General features: G+C 62.2%; 17 protein-coding genes and 1 pseudogene. 14 read left to right on the top strand and 4 right to left on the bottom strand.

Annotated features, from left to right (window positions below; all coding sequences use genetic code 11):
- Nucleotides 1–67: 67 nt before the first annotated feature.
- Nucleotides 68–1,102: a D-alanyl-D-alanine endopeptidase gene (gene pbpG, locus VIZ63_RS19450; protein ID WP_331611399.1), complete on the bottom strand. Its 1,035-nt coding sequence runs from the start codon at nt 1,100–1,102 to the stop codon at nt 68–70.
- 228 nt (nt 1,103–1,330) lie between these two features.
- Between pbpG and VIZ63_RS19445 the strand changes: the two genes are divergently transcribed.
- Entirely contained in the window at nt 1,331–1,828 is a 498-nt protein-coding gene (locus tag VIZ63_RS19445) for a DUF3291 domain-containing protein (RefSeq protein ID WP_331611398.1), read from the top strand.
- Nucleotides 1,825–3,228: a M64 family metallopeptidase gene (locus tag VIZ63_RS19440; protein WP_331611397.1), complete on the top strand. Its 1,404-nt coding sequence runs from the start codon at nt 1,825–1,827 to the stop codon at nt 3,226–3,228. Before VIZ63_RS19445 ends, VIZ63_RS19440 begins: the two co-directional genes overlap by 4 nt.
- Before the next feature lie 42 nt (nt 3,229–3,270).
- On the opposite strand, the gene VIZ63_RS19435 is transcribed toward VIZ63_RS19440, so the two are convergent.
- Entirely contained in the window at nt 3,271–3,834 is a 564-nt protein-coding gene (locus VIZ63_RS19435; RefSeq protein ID WP_331611395.1) for a YdeI/OmpD-associated family protein, read from the bottom strand.
- Nucleotides 3,835–4,088: 254 nt separating this feature from the next.
- On the opposite strand from VIZ63_RS19435, the gene VIZ63_RS19430 reads away from it, so the two are divergent.
- The 6 genes from VIZ63_RS19430 (at nt 4,089) to VIZ63_RS19405 (ending at nt 10,242) form a co-directional block, all read left to right on the top strand.
- Nucleotides 4,089–6,443: a TonB-dependent receptor gene (locus VIZ63_RS19430; protein ID WP_331611394.1), complete on the top strand. Its 2,355-nt coding sequence runs from the start codon at nt 4,089–4,091 to the stop codon at nt 6,441–6,443.
- A gap of 65 nt (nt 6,444–6,508) precedes the next feature.
- Nucleotides 6,509–7,660 carry an alpha-hydroxy acid oxidase gene (locus tag VIZ63_RS19425; RefSeq protein ID WP_331611392.1) on the top strand — a complete coding sequence of 384 codons (1,152 nt, stop codon included), beginning with the start codon at nt 6,509–6,511 and terminating at the stop codon, nt 7,658–7,660.
- Nucleotides 7,644–8,327: a Fe2+-dependent dioxygenase gene (locus VIZ63_RS19420; protein WP_331611391.1), complete on the top strand. Its 684-nt coding sequence runs from the start codon at nt 7,644–7,646 to the stop codon at nt 8,325–8,327. The genes VIZ63_RS19425 and VIZ63_RS19420 overlap by 17 nt, the downstream gene beginning before the upstream one ends.
- An 11-nt stretch (nt 8,328–8,338) precedes the next feature.
- Complete coding sequence (locus VIZ63_RS19415) at nt 8,339–9,034, top strand: TonB family protein (protein WP_331611515.1); 696 nt, start codon at nt 8,339–8,341, stop codon at nt 9,032–9,034.
- Between the two features lie 10 nt (nt 9,035–9,044).
- Nucleotides 9,045–9,782 carry a MotA/TolQ/ExbB proton channel family protein gene (locus VIZ63_RS19410; RefSeq protein WP_331611390.1) on the top strand — a complete coding sequence of 246 codons (738 nt, stop codon included), beginning with the start codon at nt 9,045–9,047 and terminating at the stop codon, nt 9,780–9,782.
- A 1-nt stretch (nt 9,783) separates the two neighbouring features.
- Nucleotides 9,784–10,242: a biopolymer transporter ExbD gene (locus VIZ63_RS19405; protein ID WP_331611389.1), complete on the top strand. Its 459-nt coding sequence runs from the start codon at nt 9,784–9,786 to the stop codon at nt 10,240–10,242.
- 165 nt (nt 10,243–10,407) lie between these two features.
- On the opposite strand, the gene VIZ63_RS19400 is transcribed toward VIZ63_RS19405, so the two are convergent.
- A complete protein-coding gene (locus tag VIZ63_RS19400) occupies nt 10,408–11,274 on the bottom strand; it encodes a pirin family protein (RefSeq protein ID WP_331611388.1) in 867 nt (288 codons plus the stop codon).
- A gap of 118 nt (nt 11,275–11,392) precedes the next feature.
- Between VIZ63_RS19400 and VIZ63_RS19395 the strand changes: the two genes are divergently transcribed.
- From VIZ63_RS19395 to VIZ63_RS19390, 3 genes and pseudogenes are all read left to right on the top strand, one after another.
- On the top strand, nt 11,393–12,322 hold the full coding sequence (locus VIZ63_RS19395; RefSeq protein ID WP_331611387.1) for a LysR substrate-binding domain-containing protein: 930 nt from the start codon (nt 11,393–11,395) through the stop codon (nt 12,320–12,322).
- A 106-nt stretch (nt 12,323–12,428) separates the two neighbouring features.
- Nucleotides 12,429–12,590 (top strand): annotated as a pseudogene (locus VIZ63_RS25695) (polyketide cyclase); the annotation flags it as partial.
- A 22-nt stretch (nt 12,591–12,612) separates the two neighbouring features.
- A complete protein-coding gene (locus tag VIZ63_RS19390) occupies nt 12,613–12,891 on the top strand; it encodes a hypothetical protein (RefSeq protein ID WP_331611386.1) in 279 nt (92 codons plus the stop codon).
- A gap of 186 nt (nt 12,892–13,077) precedes the next feature.
- On the opposite strand, the gene VIZ63_RS19385 is transcribed toward VIZ63_RS19390, so the two are convergent.
- Nucleotides 13,078–13,623 (bottom strand): peroxidase-related enzyme, encoded by a 546-nt coding sequence (locus VIZ63_RS19385; RefSeq protein WP_331611385.1) that lies wholly within the window; start codon nt 13,621–13,623, stop codon nt 13,078–13,080.
- 138 nt (nt 13,624–13,761) lie between these two features.
- On the opposite strand from VIZ63_RS19385, the gene VIZ63_RS19380 reads away from it, so the two are divergent.
- From VIZ63_RS19380 to VIZ63_RS19370, 3 genes are all read left to right on the top strand, one after another.
- Nucleotides 13,762–14,601 carry an AraC family transcriptional regulator gene (locus VIZ63_RS19380; protein WP_331611384.1) on the top strand — a complete coding sequence of 280 codons (840 nt, stop codon included), beginning with the start codon at nt 13,762–13,764 and terminating at the stop codon, nt 14,599–14,601.
- A gap of 172 nt (nt 14,602–14,773) precedes the next feature.
- Entirely contained in the window at nt 14,774–15,607 is an 834-nt protein-coding gene (locus VIZ63_RS19375; RefSeq protein ID WP_331611383.1) for a PhzF family phenazine biosynthesis protein, read from the top strand.
- Nucleotides 15,608–15,663: 56 nt separating this feature from the next.
- On the top strand, nt 15,664–16,092 hold the full coding sequence (locus VIZ63_RS19370; protein WP_331611382.1) for a GNAT family N-acetyltransferase: 429 nt from the start codon (nt 15,664–15,666) through the stop codon (nt 16,090–16,092).
- Nucleotides 16,093–16,195 lie beyond the last annotated feature (103 nt).

The following is a 16,195-nucleotide window of genomic DNA, read 5'->3' as shown; positions in this document are numbered from 1 at the left end:
TTTCGGCGGGTAACAGAAGCAAGGGAGGTACACAAAGGAGGGCGATCTCCATGTGTTGGGGTGGAGGTCAGCGGCTTCCCGCCAATTGCGCCTGATCCAGCGCGGTTTCCATCCAGCGGCGTACGCGGATGGCGTCGGCAGTCCGTGTGTACTTGCCGAAGGAATTCATCAGCACCATGACGATCGGGCGATCGTCGATGAACGTCTTCATGACCAGGCAACGGCCAGCCGCCTGCGTGTAACCCGTCTTCTGCACGCGGATGTCCCATTCGGGCTTGCGAACCAGGCCATTGGTGTTGCGGTACTCGACCGGATGACGGCCGACCATGAGGGTCTCGTCGGGATCGGTCGAATATTTTTCGATGAGCGGATTCTGCGAGGCTGCGATGACGAGCTTGCTCAGGTCTTCGGCGCTGGCGATGTTTCCGGCGGAGAGGCCGCTCGTGTCAGTGAAATGCGTGCGCTTCATGCCGAGCGCCTTGGCCTTCGCGTTCATGGCATCGAGGATCGCATCCGTCCCGCCAGGGTACGTACGGCCCAGCGCATGTGCTGCGTGATTCTCGGACGACATCAACGCGAGGTGGATGAGTTCGCCGCGCGTCAGTTCAGCGCCAAGGGTCAGTCGTGATGGCGCGCCTTTCTCGATATCGCGATCCGCCCTGGAGATAGTGATGATTTCTTCCAGCGGCAGATTGGCCTCCAGCACCACCAGCGAGGTCATGAGCTTGGTGATCGAGGCAATCGGCGCGGCGACATCGGCGTTGCGTGACAGCAGGATCGACGAATCGGATTCATCGATCACGAGCACGGCGCTGGAACGGATCTCCGGACCGCGACGACCGTCACCGGTCTTGAGCGAGGCGAAGGGCCTGGCGGCCTTCACTGGGCCTTTGGCTTTGGCCGTTGCCTTCGCCTTCGTTGACGCAGTCGATGAGGAAGGTTTGCTGGCCGCGGCTGGTTTGGCGGCGGACGGAGCGACCGAAGCGGACTTCGAAGCGGTCTGCTTTGTGGCTGTCGACGCAGTCGTGCCGGTACTGGCGTGAGCGGTGAAGGTTGCGAGGACGAGTGTGGCCAGTGCCGTTACTCCGACAGTCGATCGCATGTTCCGCTCTGAGTTTGAATAATGGGATCGCCGAAGTATGCCTGTCTTATGTACGGAAGTGATCAGATTTTCCCGGAATGCTCCAGGCACATCCCCTTCATCACGGACGTTGGTGAATGCAGTTCACACTCGTGGGCGTCGAAGCGTGACGCATTTCCGCGTCGTGCGCGTTTGACGCTCCAACGACGTTGCGAGCAGACTGCATTCGTATTCTTACCGGAGGTTTTCATGACCGCGTTTCAGTTGGCACAGATCAACATTGCGGCCATGAAAGAGCCGCTCGATTCGCCCGTCATGGCCGACTTCGTCGCCAATCTCGATCGCATCAATGAGCTGGCCGAGCAGTCGCCGGGATTCGTGTGGCGACTCAAGGGTGAGGGTAACGATGCGACCTCGCTGCGCCCCCTGGGCGACAACGTGATCGTGAACATGTCGGTGTGGAAAGGCATCGAGTCGCTGAATGCCTATGTGTACCGCTCGGCGCACACCGAGATCATGCGTCGGCGCCGCGAATGGTTCGACCGCATGTACGAGATGCACATGGCGTTATGGTGGGTTCACCGCGGACATCATCCGACCCTGGAGGAGGCGGTCGGCCGACTCGAACACCTGAGGCAGTATGGTCCGACCGGGTTCGTCTTCACCTTCAGGACCGCCTTTCCGCCTCCCGACGCAACCACACCGGTCGAGTCTTCGCTGGACAGCGATCAGTGCCCGGCGACATGACTTCCTTCATCAGAGAGGTCGCACTGGCGTCGTTCGCTCTGGTGCTGTGGGTTGGGGTTTCACAGGCTGCGTCGACCCTGCGGCTGGACTACGTCCATTCCGGCAATGCACTGGTCGAGAACTATGCCCTCGACCGTCTCGTGATCGAGCCGCAGCCGTGGCCGGGCAATCCGGCGCGACCGATCGATGCCACGAATCGCGGCGCCAACCTGTTCGAGGTCGTCGATCCGGCGGATGGCACCGTGCTGTATTCGCGCGGCTTCAGCACTGTCTTTGCGGAATGGCGCACGACCGAAGAGGCCCAGAAGCTGAGTCGCGCGTTCCAGGAATCGTTGCGCTTGCCGCTGCCGGAGAAGCCGGTCCGGGTGCGCGTGCTCTCGCGCGATGAGCGCAATGCGTTCTCGGTCGTGTGGAGCATCGACGTCGATCCGTCAGCGCCAGACATCGAGCGCAAGACCGGGCCGGCGCCGGCACAGCCCATCGCGATCCGTCACAACGGTCCATCCGAACGGAAAGTGGACCTGCTCATTCTGGGCGATGGCTACACGGCTGCCGAAGCTGGCAAGTTCACGGCGGACGCGAAACGTCTGAGCGATCGCCTGTTCGCAACCACGCCTTTCCGCGAGCGTGCCGACGACTTCAATGTCTGGGCATTGATGGTGGCGACACCGCAATCCGGTATTTCTCGGCCATCCACGGGCGCTTATCGCTGGTCGGCGCTCGGCACGCGCTACGACATCTTCGGCAGAGAGCGCTATGCGCTGACGCTCGACAATCGGGCCTTCCGCGATATCGCGCAGTTCGCGCCGTACGAGTTCGTCGAGATCCTGTTCAACAACGAGACCTATGGCGGTGGCGGCATCTTCGGCCAGTTCAGTACGGCCGCTGCCGGGAGCGAGTGGGCGGAGTACCTCTTCATTCACGAGTTCGGCCATCACTTTGCCGCGCTCGCCGATGAGTACTACACCTCGCCCGTCGCGTATCAGTCCGGCACGGCGCGTCCCGAACCCTGGGAGCCGAACGTGACTGCTCTGCACGATCCATCGCGCCTCAAATGGCTGGGCAAGGTGAAGCAGGGCACACCGCTGCCTACGCCCTGGCCGAAAGCAGAGTTCGAAAAGTATCAGCGCGCCTATCAGAAGGAACGCAGCCAGCTGCGTGCAGCCAACAAACCCGAATCAGAAATGAATGCGTTGTTCCGGCGCGAGCGTGACTTCACGGACAAGCTTCTGGCGAACAAAGAGTTCAGCGACCGCATTGGCGCTTTCGAAGGCGCGAACTACCAGGCGTCCGGTTATTACCGCTCGCAGATGCAATGCATCATGTTCAGTCGCACCGATCACTTCTGCGATGTGTGCGCGGATGCGATCGAGGCGATCATCGATCTGTACTCCAGGTAGTCGCGTGGTCGCTGCGAGCGGGCATGGATAGGTCCCAGGCTCTCACAGGCGCTTGCCCTGAGCGCAGGCCTCGATGAATTGCGAGAGGCGATTGCTGCGGGTTGCTGCCTGCTGGGCGCTCACCACCCACCAGATGAGCTTCTTCCTGTAGCCGGGTGGCAGAGCCTCGTAGAAGGTCCAGGCTGCTGAGCGCTTCTTGAACAGCCTGATTTCGGTCGGGCTGAATTCCGGGACAGTTGTCTGTTCATAGGAAGCAGTCATGGACCTGGCTTCAGTGCGCCTGGCAAATGCCGCCAGGCCCGCCGGCTTCATGCGGCCTGCAGCCTCCAGTTCGGTGGCGCGCCTGATGTTGATTGCGCTCCAGTGCGAGCCGGGCTTTCGCGGCGTAAACCGGACCGTGTAGCGCTCCGCATCGATTCGATGGCGAACACCATCGATCCAGCCGACACAGAGCGCTTCATCTACGGCTTCCGGCCACGTGATGCTCGGTGTTCCGGAACTGGTCTTCATGAAGCCGGCGTGGAGAACCCTGGCGCTCGCTGCGTTTCCGGTGAACCACTTCCGCAGTGCCTTGGTGTCTTCGAAGTACGTCGGTTCAGCAGGCACGCCGGTCCTCTCTACTTGTCTGTTTGCTTCCAGTTCGACGTCGGATGATCGCCTCGCAGCGACGGTCAGGGAATGGATGATTCGTCTGCAATGCTATTGGCAATGTGAATGATTCGTATTTAGAATCGCAGTCAATCGGTCTGGGAGGCCTCGAAAAGGTCTCCGGATCTGGCCCGCTGTGTCTCGCGCAGGATGAGATTCGCACAGCCGGGTGCTGGCATTGACTCAATTAACCAAGGCAAACAATTCCGATCATGAGCATTCCGACCAAGCGATCCAGGGTTCCTGCCAGTCTCCGTTCGACCAGGGGCACCCTGGCGCCAGCCATCAGGGCCACTCTGTCCACGGGCATCACCGGTCTGATGCTGGTACCGGCGCTGGCGTTCTCGGCTGAGACGCCCGCGACCAGCGAAAACGCTCGTCAGTTGCCAATGATCAAGGTGGAAGACACGGCGATCGATCCGAACCCCAACGCTGAGCTCGGCGTGCCCTACAAGGCCAGGACCTCGGGCGACGAGCGCCACACCCGTCCGCTGGCAGAAACGCCGCAGACGATTTCGGTGCTGACCAAGGCAGCGATCGACGATTCCGGTTACACCGATCTGCGCCAGATCCTCGATGCACAGCCAGGCATCACCGTTGGTACTGGCGAGAATGGCAACGCGTTCGGCGATCGTTACATCATTCGCGGTCAGGAAGCGCGCAGCGACGTGTTCGTCGATGGCTTGCGTGATCCCGGCATGACGACGCGCGAGAGCTTCGCCATCGAGCAGCTCGAAATTTCCAAGGGCCCGAACTCGAGCTTCTCCGGCCGCGGTACCTCGGGCGGCTCAGTCAATGCAATCACGAAGCAGGCCGCGACCGGCCTGAACTTCGGCAAGCTCAGCACCGGCTTCGGCACGGACGACTACATGCGGCTCACTCTCGATGTGAACCAGGCATTCGGCGATCACCTGGCCGTGCGTGGCAATGCGCTGTACTCATATGAAGAAGTGCCGGACCGCGGTCCGACAGATCGCCGTCGCAAGGGTCTGGCGTTGTCCGGCCTGTACACGTCGACCGACAAGCTCGATGTCGTGGTCGACTACTACGGCCTGCGCGCCGCTGACAATCCGGATCTCGGCGGTTATCTCACTGGTACCGTGCCGAATCGTGTGCCGGCCAAAAATGTCCCGGTCTATGCGCAACAGCCGGACTTCCAGGATTCCGATGTCGATACCGGGACGGCGCGTATCACCTATCGCTTTGCTCCGGCGCTGCGCCTGACCAACCTGACGCGCCTTGGCAACGCGGACAACGGCTACGTGGTGACGGGTGCACGTGGTGCGACCACGGCCGCCAACAACCCCGGCGGTGTGTACGACACCGTGACGCTCAGCACCCACCATGGCTGGCAGCAGGTCGACTACTTCGCCAATCAGAGCAACCTGTTCTGGGACACGGAGCTGTTCGGCAAGTCACATGCTCTCGTCTTCGGCCTCGAGTACACCGATCACAGCGTGCTGAATGGCGTGTATTCCATTGCCAACTCGGGACAGAACTGCATTTCGGGTAACAGCACGACGCTCAATGCGTGGTGCGTCGTCGCTCCCAACGGTGCGCCGATCAATGGCATCAACACCGTGATGAACCGCCAGATCACCAGGGGCACCTGGGATACCGACTGGAACGTCAAGACGACCTCCGCCTCCATCCTGGATACGTTCGATCTGAACGACACCTGGAGCCTGTTCCTCGGTGTGCGTGCGGATCACTTCGATTTCGACATGACGACGCAGAACGCCAATACGCTGGCGCAGGCGAACTACGAGTATTCCGACACACTCATCAACGGTCACCTGGGCGTGACATACAAGCTCGACAATGGCGGTATGTTCTACGCCAGCATCGCCACGGCGAGCGATATCAACGGTGGAGAATCCGACGTTGGCACGAGCAGCGGCTACGGTGGTGTGGTGGTCCACGACGGCAACGTGGCGGGTGCCGATCCTGAAAGCTCGGTCAACCTCGAGCTCGGCACCAAGTGGAACATCTTCGACGAGAAACTGCTGCTGACGGCGGCCGTCTTCCAGTCGACGAAGTCGGATGTGATGGAAGGCGCCAACTACGATTCAGTGGGCACGTTCAATACCGGCAAGAGCCGCATCCGCGGCGTCGAGTTCGGCGTGAGCGGTGAGTTGCTCGAGAATCTGACTGCACAGGCCGGCGTCACGTTCATGGATAGCGAGGTGCTCGAATCGGCGACCCCGGCGAACGTCGGCAAGACGCTGAGCAATTTTGCGGACAACTCCGCGTCGGCGCAGTTGCGATACGAGATCACGGAAGACTTCGCCCTCGGCGTCGCCGTCAAGTACGTCAGCGAGCAGTTCGGCGGCCAGCCGGATACGGCGGCAGCCTTCAATGCGGAGGGGCAGTACAGCCAGCCGATCCCGGATTACACGGTCGGCGATGTGTTCGCGTCCTTCCGCGTGACCGAGGCTCTGGATGTCCGTCTCAACATCAACAACGTCACGGATGAGGACTACTATCTCGCCGTCTATCGTTCAGGCTCGTTCCTGTACAAGGGCGATGCACGGACGGTGCGGTTGACCTTCAACTATGCGCTGTGATGTCTGACCTGCATTGATTCTTCGGTAAAGAGCGAAGCCGGGGTAACCCGGCTTCTGCTTGTCGTATGAGCCACCGCCAATCCCCGTCGCCAGTTCTCAGTTCGATTCCCGCCGAGGTGCGTTGTGCGCGGGACTATGAGGTACTGGCGCGACGCTTCATCGCCGAACCCGCTTACGAATATATCGCCGGCGGCAGCGGTGAGGGCATCACGCTCGCAGCCAATTTCGCCGCGTCTGCCTCGTTGACGGTGTGCCCGCGATTGCTGCGTGATGTCACCGCAGGGCATACGCGACTCAGCCTGGCAGGCCGTGGATTTTCCCATCCCATTCTGCTGGCGCCGGTGGCATTCCAGGCACTGGTACATCCGGGGGCAGAGGTCGAAACCGCGCGTGCCGCAGCGGCGACCGACAGTTGCATCGTGAGCAGCACGCTCTCGTCATGCACGCTCGAAGAAATTGCACGGGCGGCCGGCTCGAACAAATGGTTCCAGCTGTATTTTCAAGCGCAGCGCGACGTCACGGCTGACCTGCTGCGGCGTGCCCAGGTGGCGGGCTACGGTGCCATCGTCGCGACGCTCGACGCGCCGATCCAGGTGCCTAGCCTGCGATCACAGCGCGCTGGATTTCAGATGCCCGACCACTGCGTGGCCGCGAATCTTAGTGAGTACGCACCGGCGGAACCGGTCAGGCCCGAGCCGGGCTTGAGCCGGATCTTCCAGGGGCTGATGCGCTCGGCGCCGACATGGCGTGACGTCGACTGGCTGCTGGCACAAACCTCGCTGCCGGTGTGGGTCAAGGGTGTACTGCATCCGCAGGATGCGCTCGACCTGAAAGCACGCGGTGTCGCCGGTCTGATCGTGTCGAACCACGGCGGCCGCGCACTGGATGGCGCGCCAGCAAGTCTGCATGCGCTGCCGCAGATACGCGCCGCGGTGGGCGACGACTTGCCAGTGTTGTTCGACAGCGGCATCCGTTCCGGGACCGATATCTTCAAGGCCCTGGCGTTGGGCGCCGATGCTGTGCTGATCGGCCGTCTGCAAATGTACGCGCTGAGCGTGGCCGGCGCGCTTGGGGTTGCTCACATGATCAAGCTGCTGCGCGAAGAACTGGAAATATGCATGGCGTTGGCAGGCTGCACCACACTTGCCGACATTTGTCAGGCCACGGTCCTGCCGCAAAACACGACCATCGGAACGAGCAATGCTGATCGCCATTGAGAAGGTGCTGGACAAGGACGAGGTGCGGCAATTCCGCGCGCGTCTCGATGCGGCCGACTGGCAGGACGGTGCGAAGAGCGCAGGCTCGCTGGCGCGCGCGCAGAAGCGCAACCTGCAGATCGACGAAAAATCCGAGATTGCCAGCAGTCTGGGCAATCACATCCTGCGCAGGATCGGCACTCACCCGCTGTTCATTTCTGCCGCACTGCCCTGCAAGATCTATCCGCCGCGTTTCAATCGTTACACCGATGGCGGCACGTATGGTGCGCACATCGACGGCTCCGTGATGCGAGTGCCGGGCACCAACACCACATTGCGCAGCGATCTGTCGGCGACGTTGTTTCTGTCCGAGCCGGAGGAATACGACGGTGGTGAGCTGGAGGTGGAGGGTGCCTTCGGCGCGCAATCGGCGAAGCTGGAAGCCGGCGACCTGTTGCTTTATCCCGCGAGCAGCCTGCATCGGGTCACTCCCGTGACGCGCGGAGCGCGCGTGGCTTCGTTTTTCTGGATCGAAAGCCTGGTGCGAGACGATGGCGAGCGGACCTTGCTGTTCGATCTGGATCAGGCCATTCAGGCGCTCACGCGCAAGGTGACGGCCGCCGATCCTGACCTGCTCAAATTGACCGGCGTGTATCACAACATGCTGCGCCGCTGGGCCATCACTTGATGGCGTTGGAAGTGTCGACTGCTCCGCTGGCGTATACCTCGCGGCACGCGTTTTCCTATGTGAGCGCGCGGGGTATGCCGTCGCGTCAGCGCGCGCTGGTCGGGCTGCTCATCGTTGCGGTGCACGCGGCAGTCTTCGGCGGATTGCTGACGGAGCGTGTCGAGGAATCTCCTGCGGTTGAACAGCAGCCGATGATGGTAAGTTTCGTCGCCTCGCAGCCAGAGCCTCAGCCCGAGCCTCCCGCGGCGGTAGTAAAACCACCCGAGCCGCCACCGCCCGTGCCGGTGTTGATGTCGACGCCGAAGCCCACGCCGGCTGCCATCGTGACGCCGCCCGCGCCGGAAGAGATCGTCGAGCAGGCACTGCCGGAGCCGCCGCAGGCCGCCGCGTCAACCGCGGGGCCACCGCAGGAAACGCTGACGCCACCGGATTACCTGGCTGCCTATCTGAACAATCCTGGCCCGCAATATCCGCTGACGTCCAGGCGCCGGCGTGAAGAAGGTGTGGTGATGCTCAAGGTGCTCGTCAGCGCCGGCGGCGTCGCCGAACAGGTACTGGTCGACAGCAGCAGTGGCTTCGCCGACCTCGACAATGCGGCTGCCGACATCGTGAAGAAGCGCTGGCGTTTCGTGCCGGCCAAAGAAGGCGACCTCGCCGTTGCGGCGTGGGTCACCGTACCTGTTTCGTTTTCGCTGAAGAAGAGTTGAGAGTCATTCGATGGATGCTTCCCCGAACATCAGTCTGAGTAATTTCATCGGGCAGGCGGATGCCGTCGCCACGATCATTCTGGTGCTGATGGCACTCGCCTCGATTGCCAGCTGGTACCTGATCCTGACCAAGACCATCACCCATGTCCGCGCGCGCAAACGCACCGCGCAGTTTCTCGATTTCTTCTGGAACGCGCCGTCGCTCAATACGGTTGAGCGGCATCTGGGAGAAAAGCATCCCAACGAACCGTTCTCACATCTCGCGTATCACGGTATCGCTGCCAGCCGTCATCACGAGCGCCATGGCATCAACCGGCTCAATGAGGCGGGCACGTCGGGTGATTTCGTCACGCGCACGTTGCGCAAGACGATCGATGAAGAAACCGCGAACATGGAATCGGGACTGACGATTCTTGCCTCGATCGGCTCGACGGCGCCGTTCGTCGGACTGCTCGGCACGGTCTGGGGCATCTACCACGCGCTGGTCGCGATCGGTGTTTCCGGGGCCGGAACGCTCGACAAGGTGGCGGGCCCGGTCGGTGAGGCGCTGATCATGACGGCGATCGGTCTGGCCGTCGCAATTCCAGCGGTGCTCGGCTACAACTTCATCGTGCGCAGCAACCGCGTCACGCTCGCACAACTGGATGCCTTTGCCCACGACCTGTACGCCTTCCTCGCGACCGGCGCCAAGATCGAGGCGCAGCCCGTCGCCACCGGTGCAACACCGCTGAAGACGGCGAGGAGCTGACATGGCATTCGGTAGTTTCGGATCGGGCAGCAAGAGCACCCCGATGGCGGAGATCAACGTGATTCCGCTGGTGGACATCATGCTGGTGCTGCTGGTGATCTTCATCATCACTGCGCCACTACTCACGGACGCGGTGAAGATCGATCTGCCGAAGGCGTCGAGCACGCCGAATGAATCCAAGGCGGACAACGTGCAGTTCGCGATCAACAGCGCAGGGCAGCTGTACTGGAACGGCGAGCCGATCGACCACGATCAGATGCTGCAGCGTTTCGCCAACGCCGCGCAGCAGGAGCCGACGCCGGAGCTTCATCTGCGCGTCGATCGCGATGCGCGTTACGAGGTGCTGGCCGATGTGATGAGCGAGGCCAGCAAGGCGGGTCTCGCGAAAGTCGGATTCATCACGGATCCGTCAGGCAAGGTGCTGGCCGGACCGGTGGTACCGACCGGCGGCGAGCGCTGAGCGAGTTCAGTCTGCAGCAGGAGTCGACCGCGCGCCTGTCGGCCCTGCGACTGAAGGAGGCTGTGCCGGAAATCACCCGGAGAGGTGATGAGGACAGGAAGAGGGTCTTGGCGAGACCTTCCGTAAGGGGAGCCCGACCCCTGACCGGGATCGGGCCAAGACGGATCACGCCACCCGCGCGAACCTGCCGCTCTGGTAGTCGGCGAACGCCTGGCGGATTTCCGCCTCGCTGTTCATGACGAACGGTCCGTAGCCGACGATCGGTTCGTCGATCGGCTCGCCCGTAAGCACCAGCAGCACCGCGTCGTCATCGGCATGAATCGCGACATCGCGGCCTTCGCGACTGAGGAGCAGCATTTCTGCGGTGCCCGCCGACTGCGCGCCATTGACGGTCACGCGGCCGTCGAGCACCACCAGCATGGCGGTATGACCTTCGGGAAGATCGAGCGCGAAATCCGCGTTGCGGGTGATGCGCAGATCCCAGACGTTGATCGGCGTGAACGTCCTGGCCGGGCCTTTCGTGCCCAGCAGTTCGCCAGCAATGATCCGCGCCTTGCCGGCATGTTCCGGCAGATCGATGACCGGAATGTCGGCCGCCACGATTCCCTGATAGCCGCCGGGCGTCATCTTGTCCTTGGCAGGCAGGTTGACCCACAGCTGCACCATCTTGAAAGGACCACCGGCCTTCGCGAAGGCGGGCGAGTGATATTCCTCGTGCAGGATGCCGCCACCGGCCGTCATCCATTGCACATCGCCGCGACCGATCACGCCGCCATTGCCGGCGGAATCCTTATGCTCGACCTCGCCGTCATAGACGATGGTCACGGTCTCGAAGCCGCGGTGCGGATGCTCGCCGACGCCGCGTCGCTGCGTGGTCGGCTCGAACGTGTGCGGACCGGCGTAGTCGAGCAGCAGGAACGGGCTGATGTGCGGGCCGAGGTCGTTGTAAGAGAAGAGCGAGCGGACGGGGAAACCGTCGCCCACCCAGTGGCCCTGGTTGTTGCCGTAACGGCCGAGGATCGTCTTGCTCATGGTTCTCTCCGGTGAGGATCGCCCTGCTGAGGGCGGCTGGTCGTGGAAACATAAATAGCATCGGGACGAGCCTGGTAAAAGGTTGCGATATCCGACGCAGCGTCCTATAAGAAGGACGATGCAGGATCTCAACGATCTCTACTACTTCGTCCAGGTGGTGGACCACGGCGGCTTCGCGCCCGCCGCGCGAGCGCTTGGGCTGCAGAAATCCAGGCTCAGCCGCCGGATCCTGGCGCTGGAGGAACGCCTCGGCGTTCGACTTCTCAACCGCTCATCGCGCCGGTTTTCGGTGACCGAGATCGGGCGGGAGTACTACGAACGCTGCGTCGCCATGCTGGTCGAGGCCGACGCTGCCGAGCAGGTGATCGCCGAAGTCCAGGCAGAGCCGCGCGGCGTCATCCGGGTGAGTTGTCCGATTGCATTGCTGGGCTTTCAGTTTGGCGCCCTGATCGCAAAGTTCATGGCGGAGAACCCGGCAGTCGACGTGCATCTCGAAGCCACCAACCGCAAGGTCGATGTGCTGGCCGAGGGATTCGATATCGCCATCCGTGTGCGGTTTCCGCCGCTCGAGTCGACCGACCTGGTGATGCGCAAGCTCGACACGAGCACACAGTGCCTGGTGGCGAGTCCTGCACTCGTCAATGTCACGTTGCGGTCGCCTGCCGATCTGCACGGCCTGCCGAGCCTTGACCTGGGCCCACCGCAGGGCAATCACCAATGGCAACTCGAAGCCGTCGATGGCAGGACCGCAACGGTTCCCCATCGGCCACGTCTGGTGACCGACGACCTGGCTGCCTTGCGTGAGGCTGCACTTGCCAGCGTAGGCATCGCGCAACTGCCAACGATCATGATCGGGCGCGATGTCGAAGCGGGACATCTCGTGCATGTGCTACCGGACTGGCGCCCCCGCGCGGGAATCGTCCACGCCGTCTTTCCGTCACGACGCGGGTTGCTACCGTCAGTGCGTGCGTTGCTGGATTTTCTCGCGAGCGAGTGCGCTGCTCAACGGCAGCGTGCAGCCGATACGCTGGGCGGGCACGACGGCTGACGGAGCCGCGGAATTGTTGCTGTCACAACGACGCTCGTTGCTCGAAAGGCGGCTCGACCGTTTTGCCGCCCTACGTTGAATCCATCGAAAGGAAGAAGGACAGGAAATGAGCGAACACACATTCATGAGGCACGGCGCCCTCTCCATAACGCGGCAGATCAATGCGCCCCGGGCCCTGGTCTACGATGCCTGGACGAACATCGAACATCGAAAGCACTGGTTCGTCGGGCCGGCCTGGACCGAAATAAAAAGAAGCGTGGACCTGCGAATAAACGGACAGGAAATCGCACATGGCCGGTTTGCAGACGGCACCGAAACCATCTACACAGCGGTTTCACCTGATCGAGCCGAATGTGCGTCTGATCTATGCGTTCGACATGCACGTGGCGGGGAAGCTGTTTTCAGTGTCGCTTGCGGCCGTCGAATTCGAGGACAAGTCGGCCACGACCGAACTGACCTACACGGAACAGGCATTCTTTTTCGGGCCAGACTACGGCGCCGACTCCCGGACAGAAGGTACGAACGGACTGTTGAATCAGTTCGCGTCGTACAGCGAAACCATTCGCTGAGCGCAGGAGGAATGCTCTTGTGGGTTCGACTTCAGTCGAACGTTCTTTGTCTTGCAGCCTGTCGCTGAAGCCGGACCCACAGGGGATGTGGTCTGCTGGGGGTAGAAGGCGATGGGCGCGGGCGGCCTCGAGGCCGCCCTTTCCTTGCCGTTTCCTATTGCGATTCGATTCACCCGAAAGGTTGTACTACGCGACCGTGCGCAGTTTCACCGCCGGGAAATCCACCGGCACCTGCAACGCCACGTTGATGTAGTTGGTGAACAGGTTCAGGGCTACGTGAGCAATGATCTCGACAATTTCCTCGTCGTTGAAACCGGCGGCACGCACGGCGTCGACATCGGCATCGTCGATGTGTGCACGGTTCTCGACGATCTTCAGTGCGAACGACAGGGCAGCTGCCGTGCGCGCATCGTCGCTGCGACCTTCCTGGGCAGCTGAGATTTCCTGCGGCGTGGCGCCGGCCTTGCGCGCCAGTGCCGTATGCGCTGCGAGGCAGTATTCGCATTCATTGCGATCGGCGATCGCGACAGCGAGTTGCTCGCCGAGTTTCGCCGGCAGAGCTCCCTTGCCTAGGGCGCCGAACGTGCCGAACAGACTCTTGAGTGCCGCGGGTGAATGGGCGACGGCGCGAAACATGGCGGGCGTGGCGCCGAAGGCCTGCTGAATCTGGTCCAGCACCAGCTTGCGTTCGCCGCTGGCAGTGCTGGTATCGATGAGTGGGATGCGTGACATGAGCATTCTCCTTCAGGTCTTGCAGAACCGGCACCGCCGGGATGCATCACACGATAGCGTTGGTTCCCGGACCCAAAGTCACAGGGAGTACGTTAAAGTTGATCTATAGTCCGATGGGTGGATCCGGAGGGTCATGCCATGACTGAAAGCGTCGATCGTCTCGATGCGCTTCTGCAGCGCTTTTCCGTCACGGCGCGAATGTTTCATGCCGGCGCGCTGTGCGGCATCACCGAGTATCCGGCGACTCCCGATGTCGGGCAGCTGCATCTGATTCGTCGTGGTCCGGTGCAGGCGCAACACGGTTCGCGCAGGCGCGAAGACATCGAGGTCCCGAGCGTCGTGTTCTACCCGCGGCCGCTGCGCCACAAGTTCATCACTGACAAGCGCAGCGGCGCTGATCTTGCGTGTGCGCACGTGCTGTTCAACGCCGCAGCCATCAACCCGATCGCCCAGGCGCTGCCCGCGGTGGTGGTCATGCCGCTGACGGACATCGACGGCGCCGATTCGTTGCTGGAGGGATTGTTCCGCGAGGCCTTCACGCAGCAATGCGGGCGACGACACATCGTCAACCGGCTGTTCGAAGTCGTGCTGATCCTGATCGTGCGCACGCTGATGAATCGCGGCGACGTCGCTCACGGCATGCTCGCCGGCATGTCGCATCCGCGCCTGGCGAGGGCGCTGATCGCCATGCACGAAGCGCCGGGATCGAACTGGACGCTCGATGAGCTGGCGAATCGCGCCGGCATGTCGCGCAGCCATTTCGCGGCGACCTTCCACGACGTCGTGCGTACGCCGCCCGGTGACTACCTGCTGCATTACCGGATCAGCGTGGTGCAGGACCTGCTGCGACGAGGCGAATCGCTGAAGAACATCGCCGGAGCGGTGGGTTATGGCAGCACGGCTGCACTGTCGCGGGCGTTCAGCGGCGTAGCGGGTAAATCGCCGCGCGAGTGGCGTGCGGCGCTGGAAGCGTCATGAGCAAGTCTTTCGGGTAACAGCTGGCAAAGGACAATCAGTGGACCCGCTGCGGATTTGTGTGGCCGGTCGTCCACGCGTCCTGACTGTCGCGTTGCCAGGTGCAGGAACTGTGGCTTTCCTGGACCCGACATTGGGTGTGCAATGCGCATCCATGTATTGCGGAGTGGTCGACATGCTGGTTCAGCGGCTCGCTGCTTTTTCCGATGACAGCCGTGGCGGCAATCCTGCTGGCGTCGTGATCGCGGAGACACTTCCCGGTGCCGCGACCATGCAGCAGATCGCACGCGACGTGGGTTTCTCGGAAACGGCTTTTGCAGCACCTCAGGGCGATCGCTGGCGCGTCCGCTACTTCTCTCCGGAAATGGAAGTGCCTTTCTGCGGTCACGCAACCTTGGCGCTGGGCGCGGCGCTGGCGCAGCGCTCTGGCGATGGCGTCTTTGTGCTCACATTGAATCAGGGAGACATCACTGTCGAGGGACGACGCGGTGCAGGGCTGTACTCCGCCGCGCTGCAATCGCTGCCGACGCGCAGCTCACCGGTGTCTGCGGATAGTCTTGCCGAGGCACTCGGGATCTTTGGGCTGACGACTGCAGACATCGATGAACGGATTCCTCCCGCCCGCATGCATGCCGGTGCGGATCATCTCGTGCTGATGCTGCGCAGTCGCGCAGCGGTTGCCGCCATGCACTATGACTTCGCCCGTGCCCAGGAACTCATGCGGCGTGAGAACTGGGTGACGATCCTGGTCGGCTATGCCGGGTCGCTGCAGCTCTTTCATACCCGCAACGCATTCGCTTTCGGCGGCGTGTACGAGGATCCGGCGACAGGTGCTGCCACGGCCGCGCTGGCCGGGTATCTGCGGGAGCTTGGCTGGCCGCACGCGGGACGCATCCAGATCCATCAGGGCGATGACATGGGCTCGCCGTCGCGTCTGACCGCGGAAATTTCGCCGACTGCCGGCTCTTCCATTCGCATCTCGGGAACGGTGCGCGAGCTGCCGGGCTGACCCTCGCCACGGCGAGGCCGGTCTGCCATTCGAACGTCCGCCAGGGGATCTGCACGATGAACGACGCCTACCGCATCACGACTGATCGCAGCCTCATGGATGGCGCGGCCATCCATGCCTTCCTGACGCGCAGTTACTGGTCGTCGGGCATTCCGCGCTCGATCGTCGAAAGAGCGATGGCCAATTCGCTGTGCTTCGGCCTGTTGCATGGATCGGTGCAAGTTGGCTTCGCGCGTGTCATCACCGACAAGGCGACGTTCGCGTATCTCGCCGATGTCTACGTGCTGGAAGAACATCGTGGCAAGGGACTGTCGAAGCGCCTGATGGACGCAGTGTTCAGCCATCAGGATCTGCAGGGACTGCGTCGGTTCATGCTGGCGACGCGCGATGCGCACGGTCTGTATCGCCAGTTCGGATTCAGCGAGTTGACGCATCCCGAGCACCTGATGGCGGTCATGCGACCTGACATTTACAAGTCCGGGTGATGATGTTTCTCCGGTTCTTCTGTGGGTCCCGGTTTCCCTCGTGGAATTGCCTGTCGGCCATCGCCGGACTTCCGGAAAATGCGGGTGTTCGACTCAAGCCGAG

Origin of the sequence: Povalibacter sp., assembly GCF_036520495.1 — a bacterium.
Taxonomy (GTDB): Bacteria; Pseudomonadota; Gammaproteobacteria; order Steroidobacterales; family Steroidobacteraceae; genus Steroidobacter.
This window is presented reverse-complemented; position numbering and strand designations above follow the sequence as displayed.

What these genes read in the sequence shown, in the direction of transcription:
- VIZ63_RS19425 (WP_331611392.1), top strand. Translation starts at nt 6,509, where the DNA reads ATGAGCCACCGCCAATCCCCGTCGCCAGTTCTCAGTTCGATTCCCGCC.
- VIZ63_RS19400 (WP_331611388.1), bottom strand. Translation starts at nt 11,274, where the DNA reads ATGAGCAAGACGATCCTCGGCCGTTACGGCAACAACCAGGGCCACTGG.
- VIZ63_RS19390 (WP_331611386.1), top strand. Translation starts at nt 12,613, where the DNA reads ATGGCCGGTTTGCAGACGGCACCGAAACCATCTACACAGCGGTTTCAC.
- VIZ63_RS19380 (WP_331611384.1), top strand. Translation starts at nt 13,762, where the DNA reads ATGACTGAAAGCGTCGATCGTCTCGATGCGCTTCTGCAGCGCTTTTCC.
- VIZ63_RS19375 (WP_331611383.1), top strand. Translation starts at nt 14,774, where the DNA reads ATGCTGGTTCAGCGGCTCGCTGCTTTTTCCGATGACAGCCGTGGCGGC.
- VIZ63_RS19430 (WP_331611394.1), top strand. Translation starts at nt 4,089, where the DNA reads ATGAGCATTCCGACCAAGCGATCCAGGGTTCCTGCCAGTCTCCGTTCG.
- pbpG (WP_331611399.1), bottom strand. Translation starts at nt 1,102, where the DNA reads ATGCGATCGACTGTCGGAGTAACGGCACTGGCCACACTCGTCCTCGCA.
- VIZ63_RS19385 (WP_331611385.1), bottom strand. Translation starts at nt 13,623, where the DNA reads ATGTCACGCATCCCACTCATCGATACCAGCACTGCCAGCGGCGAACGC.
- VIZ63_RS19445 (WP_331611398.1), top strand. Translation starts at nt 1,331, where the DNA reads ATGACCGCGTTTCAGTTGGCACAGATCAACATTGCGGCCATGAAAGAG.
- VIZ63_RS19395 (WP_331611387.1), top strand. Translation starts at nt 11,393, where the DNA reads ATGCAGGATCTCAACGATCTCTACTACTTCGTCCAGGTGGTGGACCAC.
- VIZ63_RS19370 (WP_331611382.1), top strand. Translation starts at nt 15,664, where the DNA reads ATGAACGACGCCTACCGCATCACGACTGATCGCAGCCTCATGGATGGC.
- VIZ63_RS19420 (WP_331611391.1), top strand. Translation starts at nt 7,644, where the DNA reads ATGCTGATCGCCATTGAGAAGGTGCTGGACAAGGACGAGGTGCGGCAA.
- VIZ63_RS19405 (WP_331611389.1), top strand. Translation starts at nt 9,784, where the DNA reads ATGGCATTCGGTAGTTTCGGATCGGGCAGCAAGAGCACCCCGATGGCG.
- VIZ63_RS19410 (WP_331611390.1), top strand. Translation starts at nt 9,045, where the DNA reads ATGGATGCTTCCCCGAACATCAGTCTGAGTAATTTCATCGGGCAGGCG.
- VIZ63_RS19440 (WP_331611397.1), top strand. Translation starts at nt 1,825, where the DNA reads ATGACTTCCTTCATCAGAGAGGTCGCACTGGCGTCGTTCGCTCTGGTG.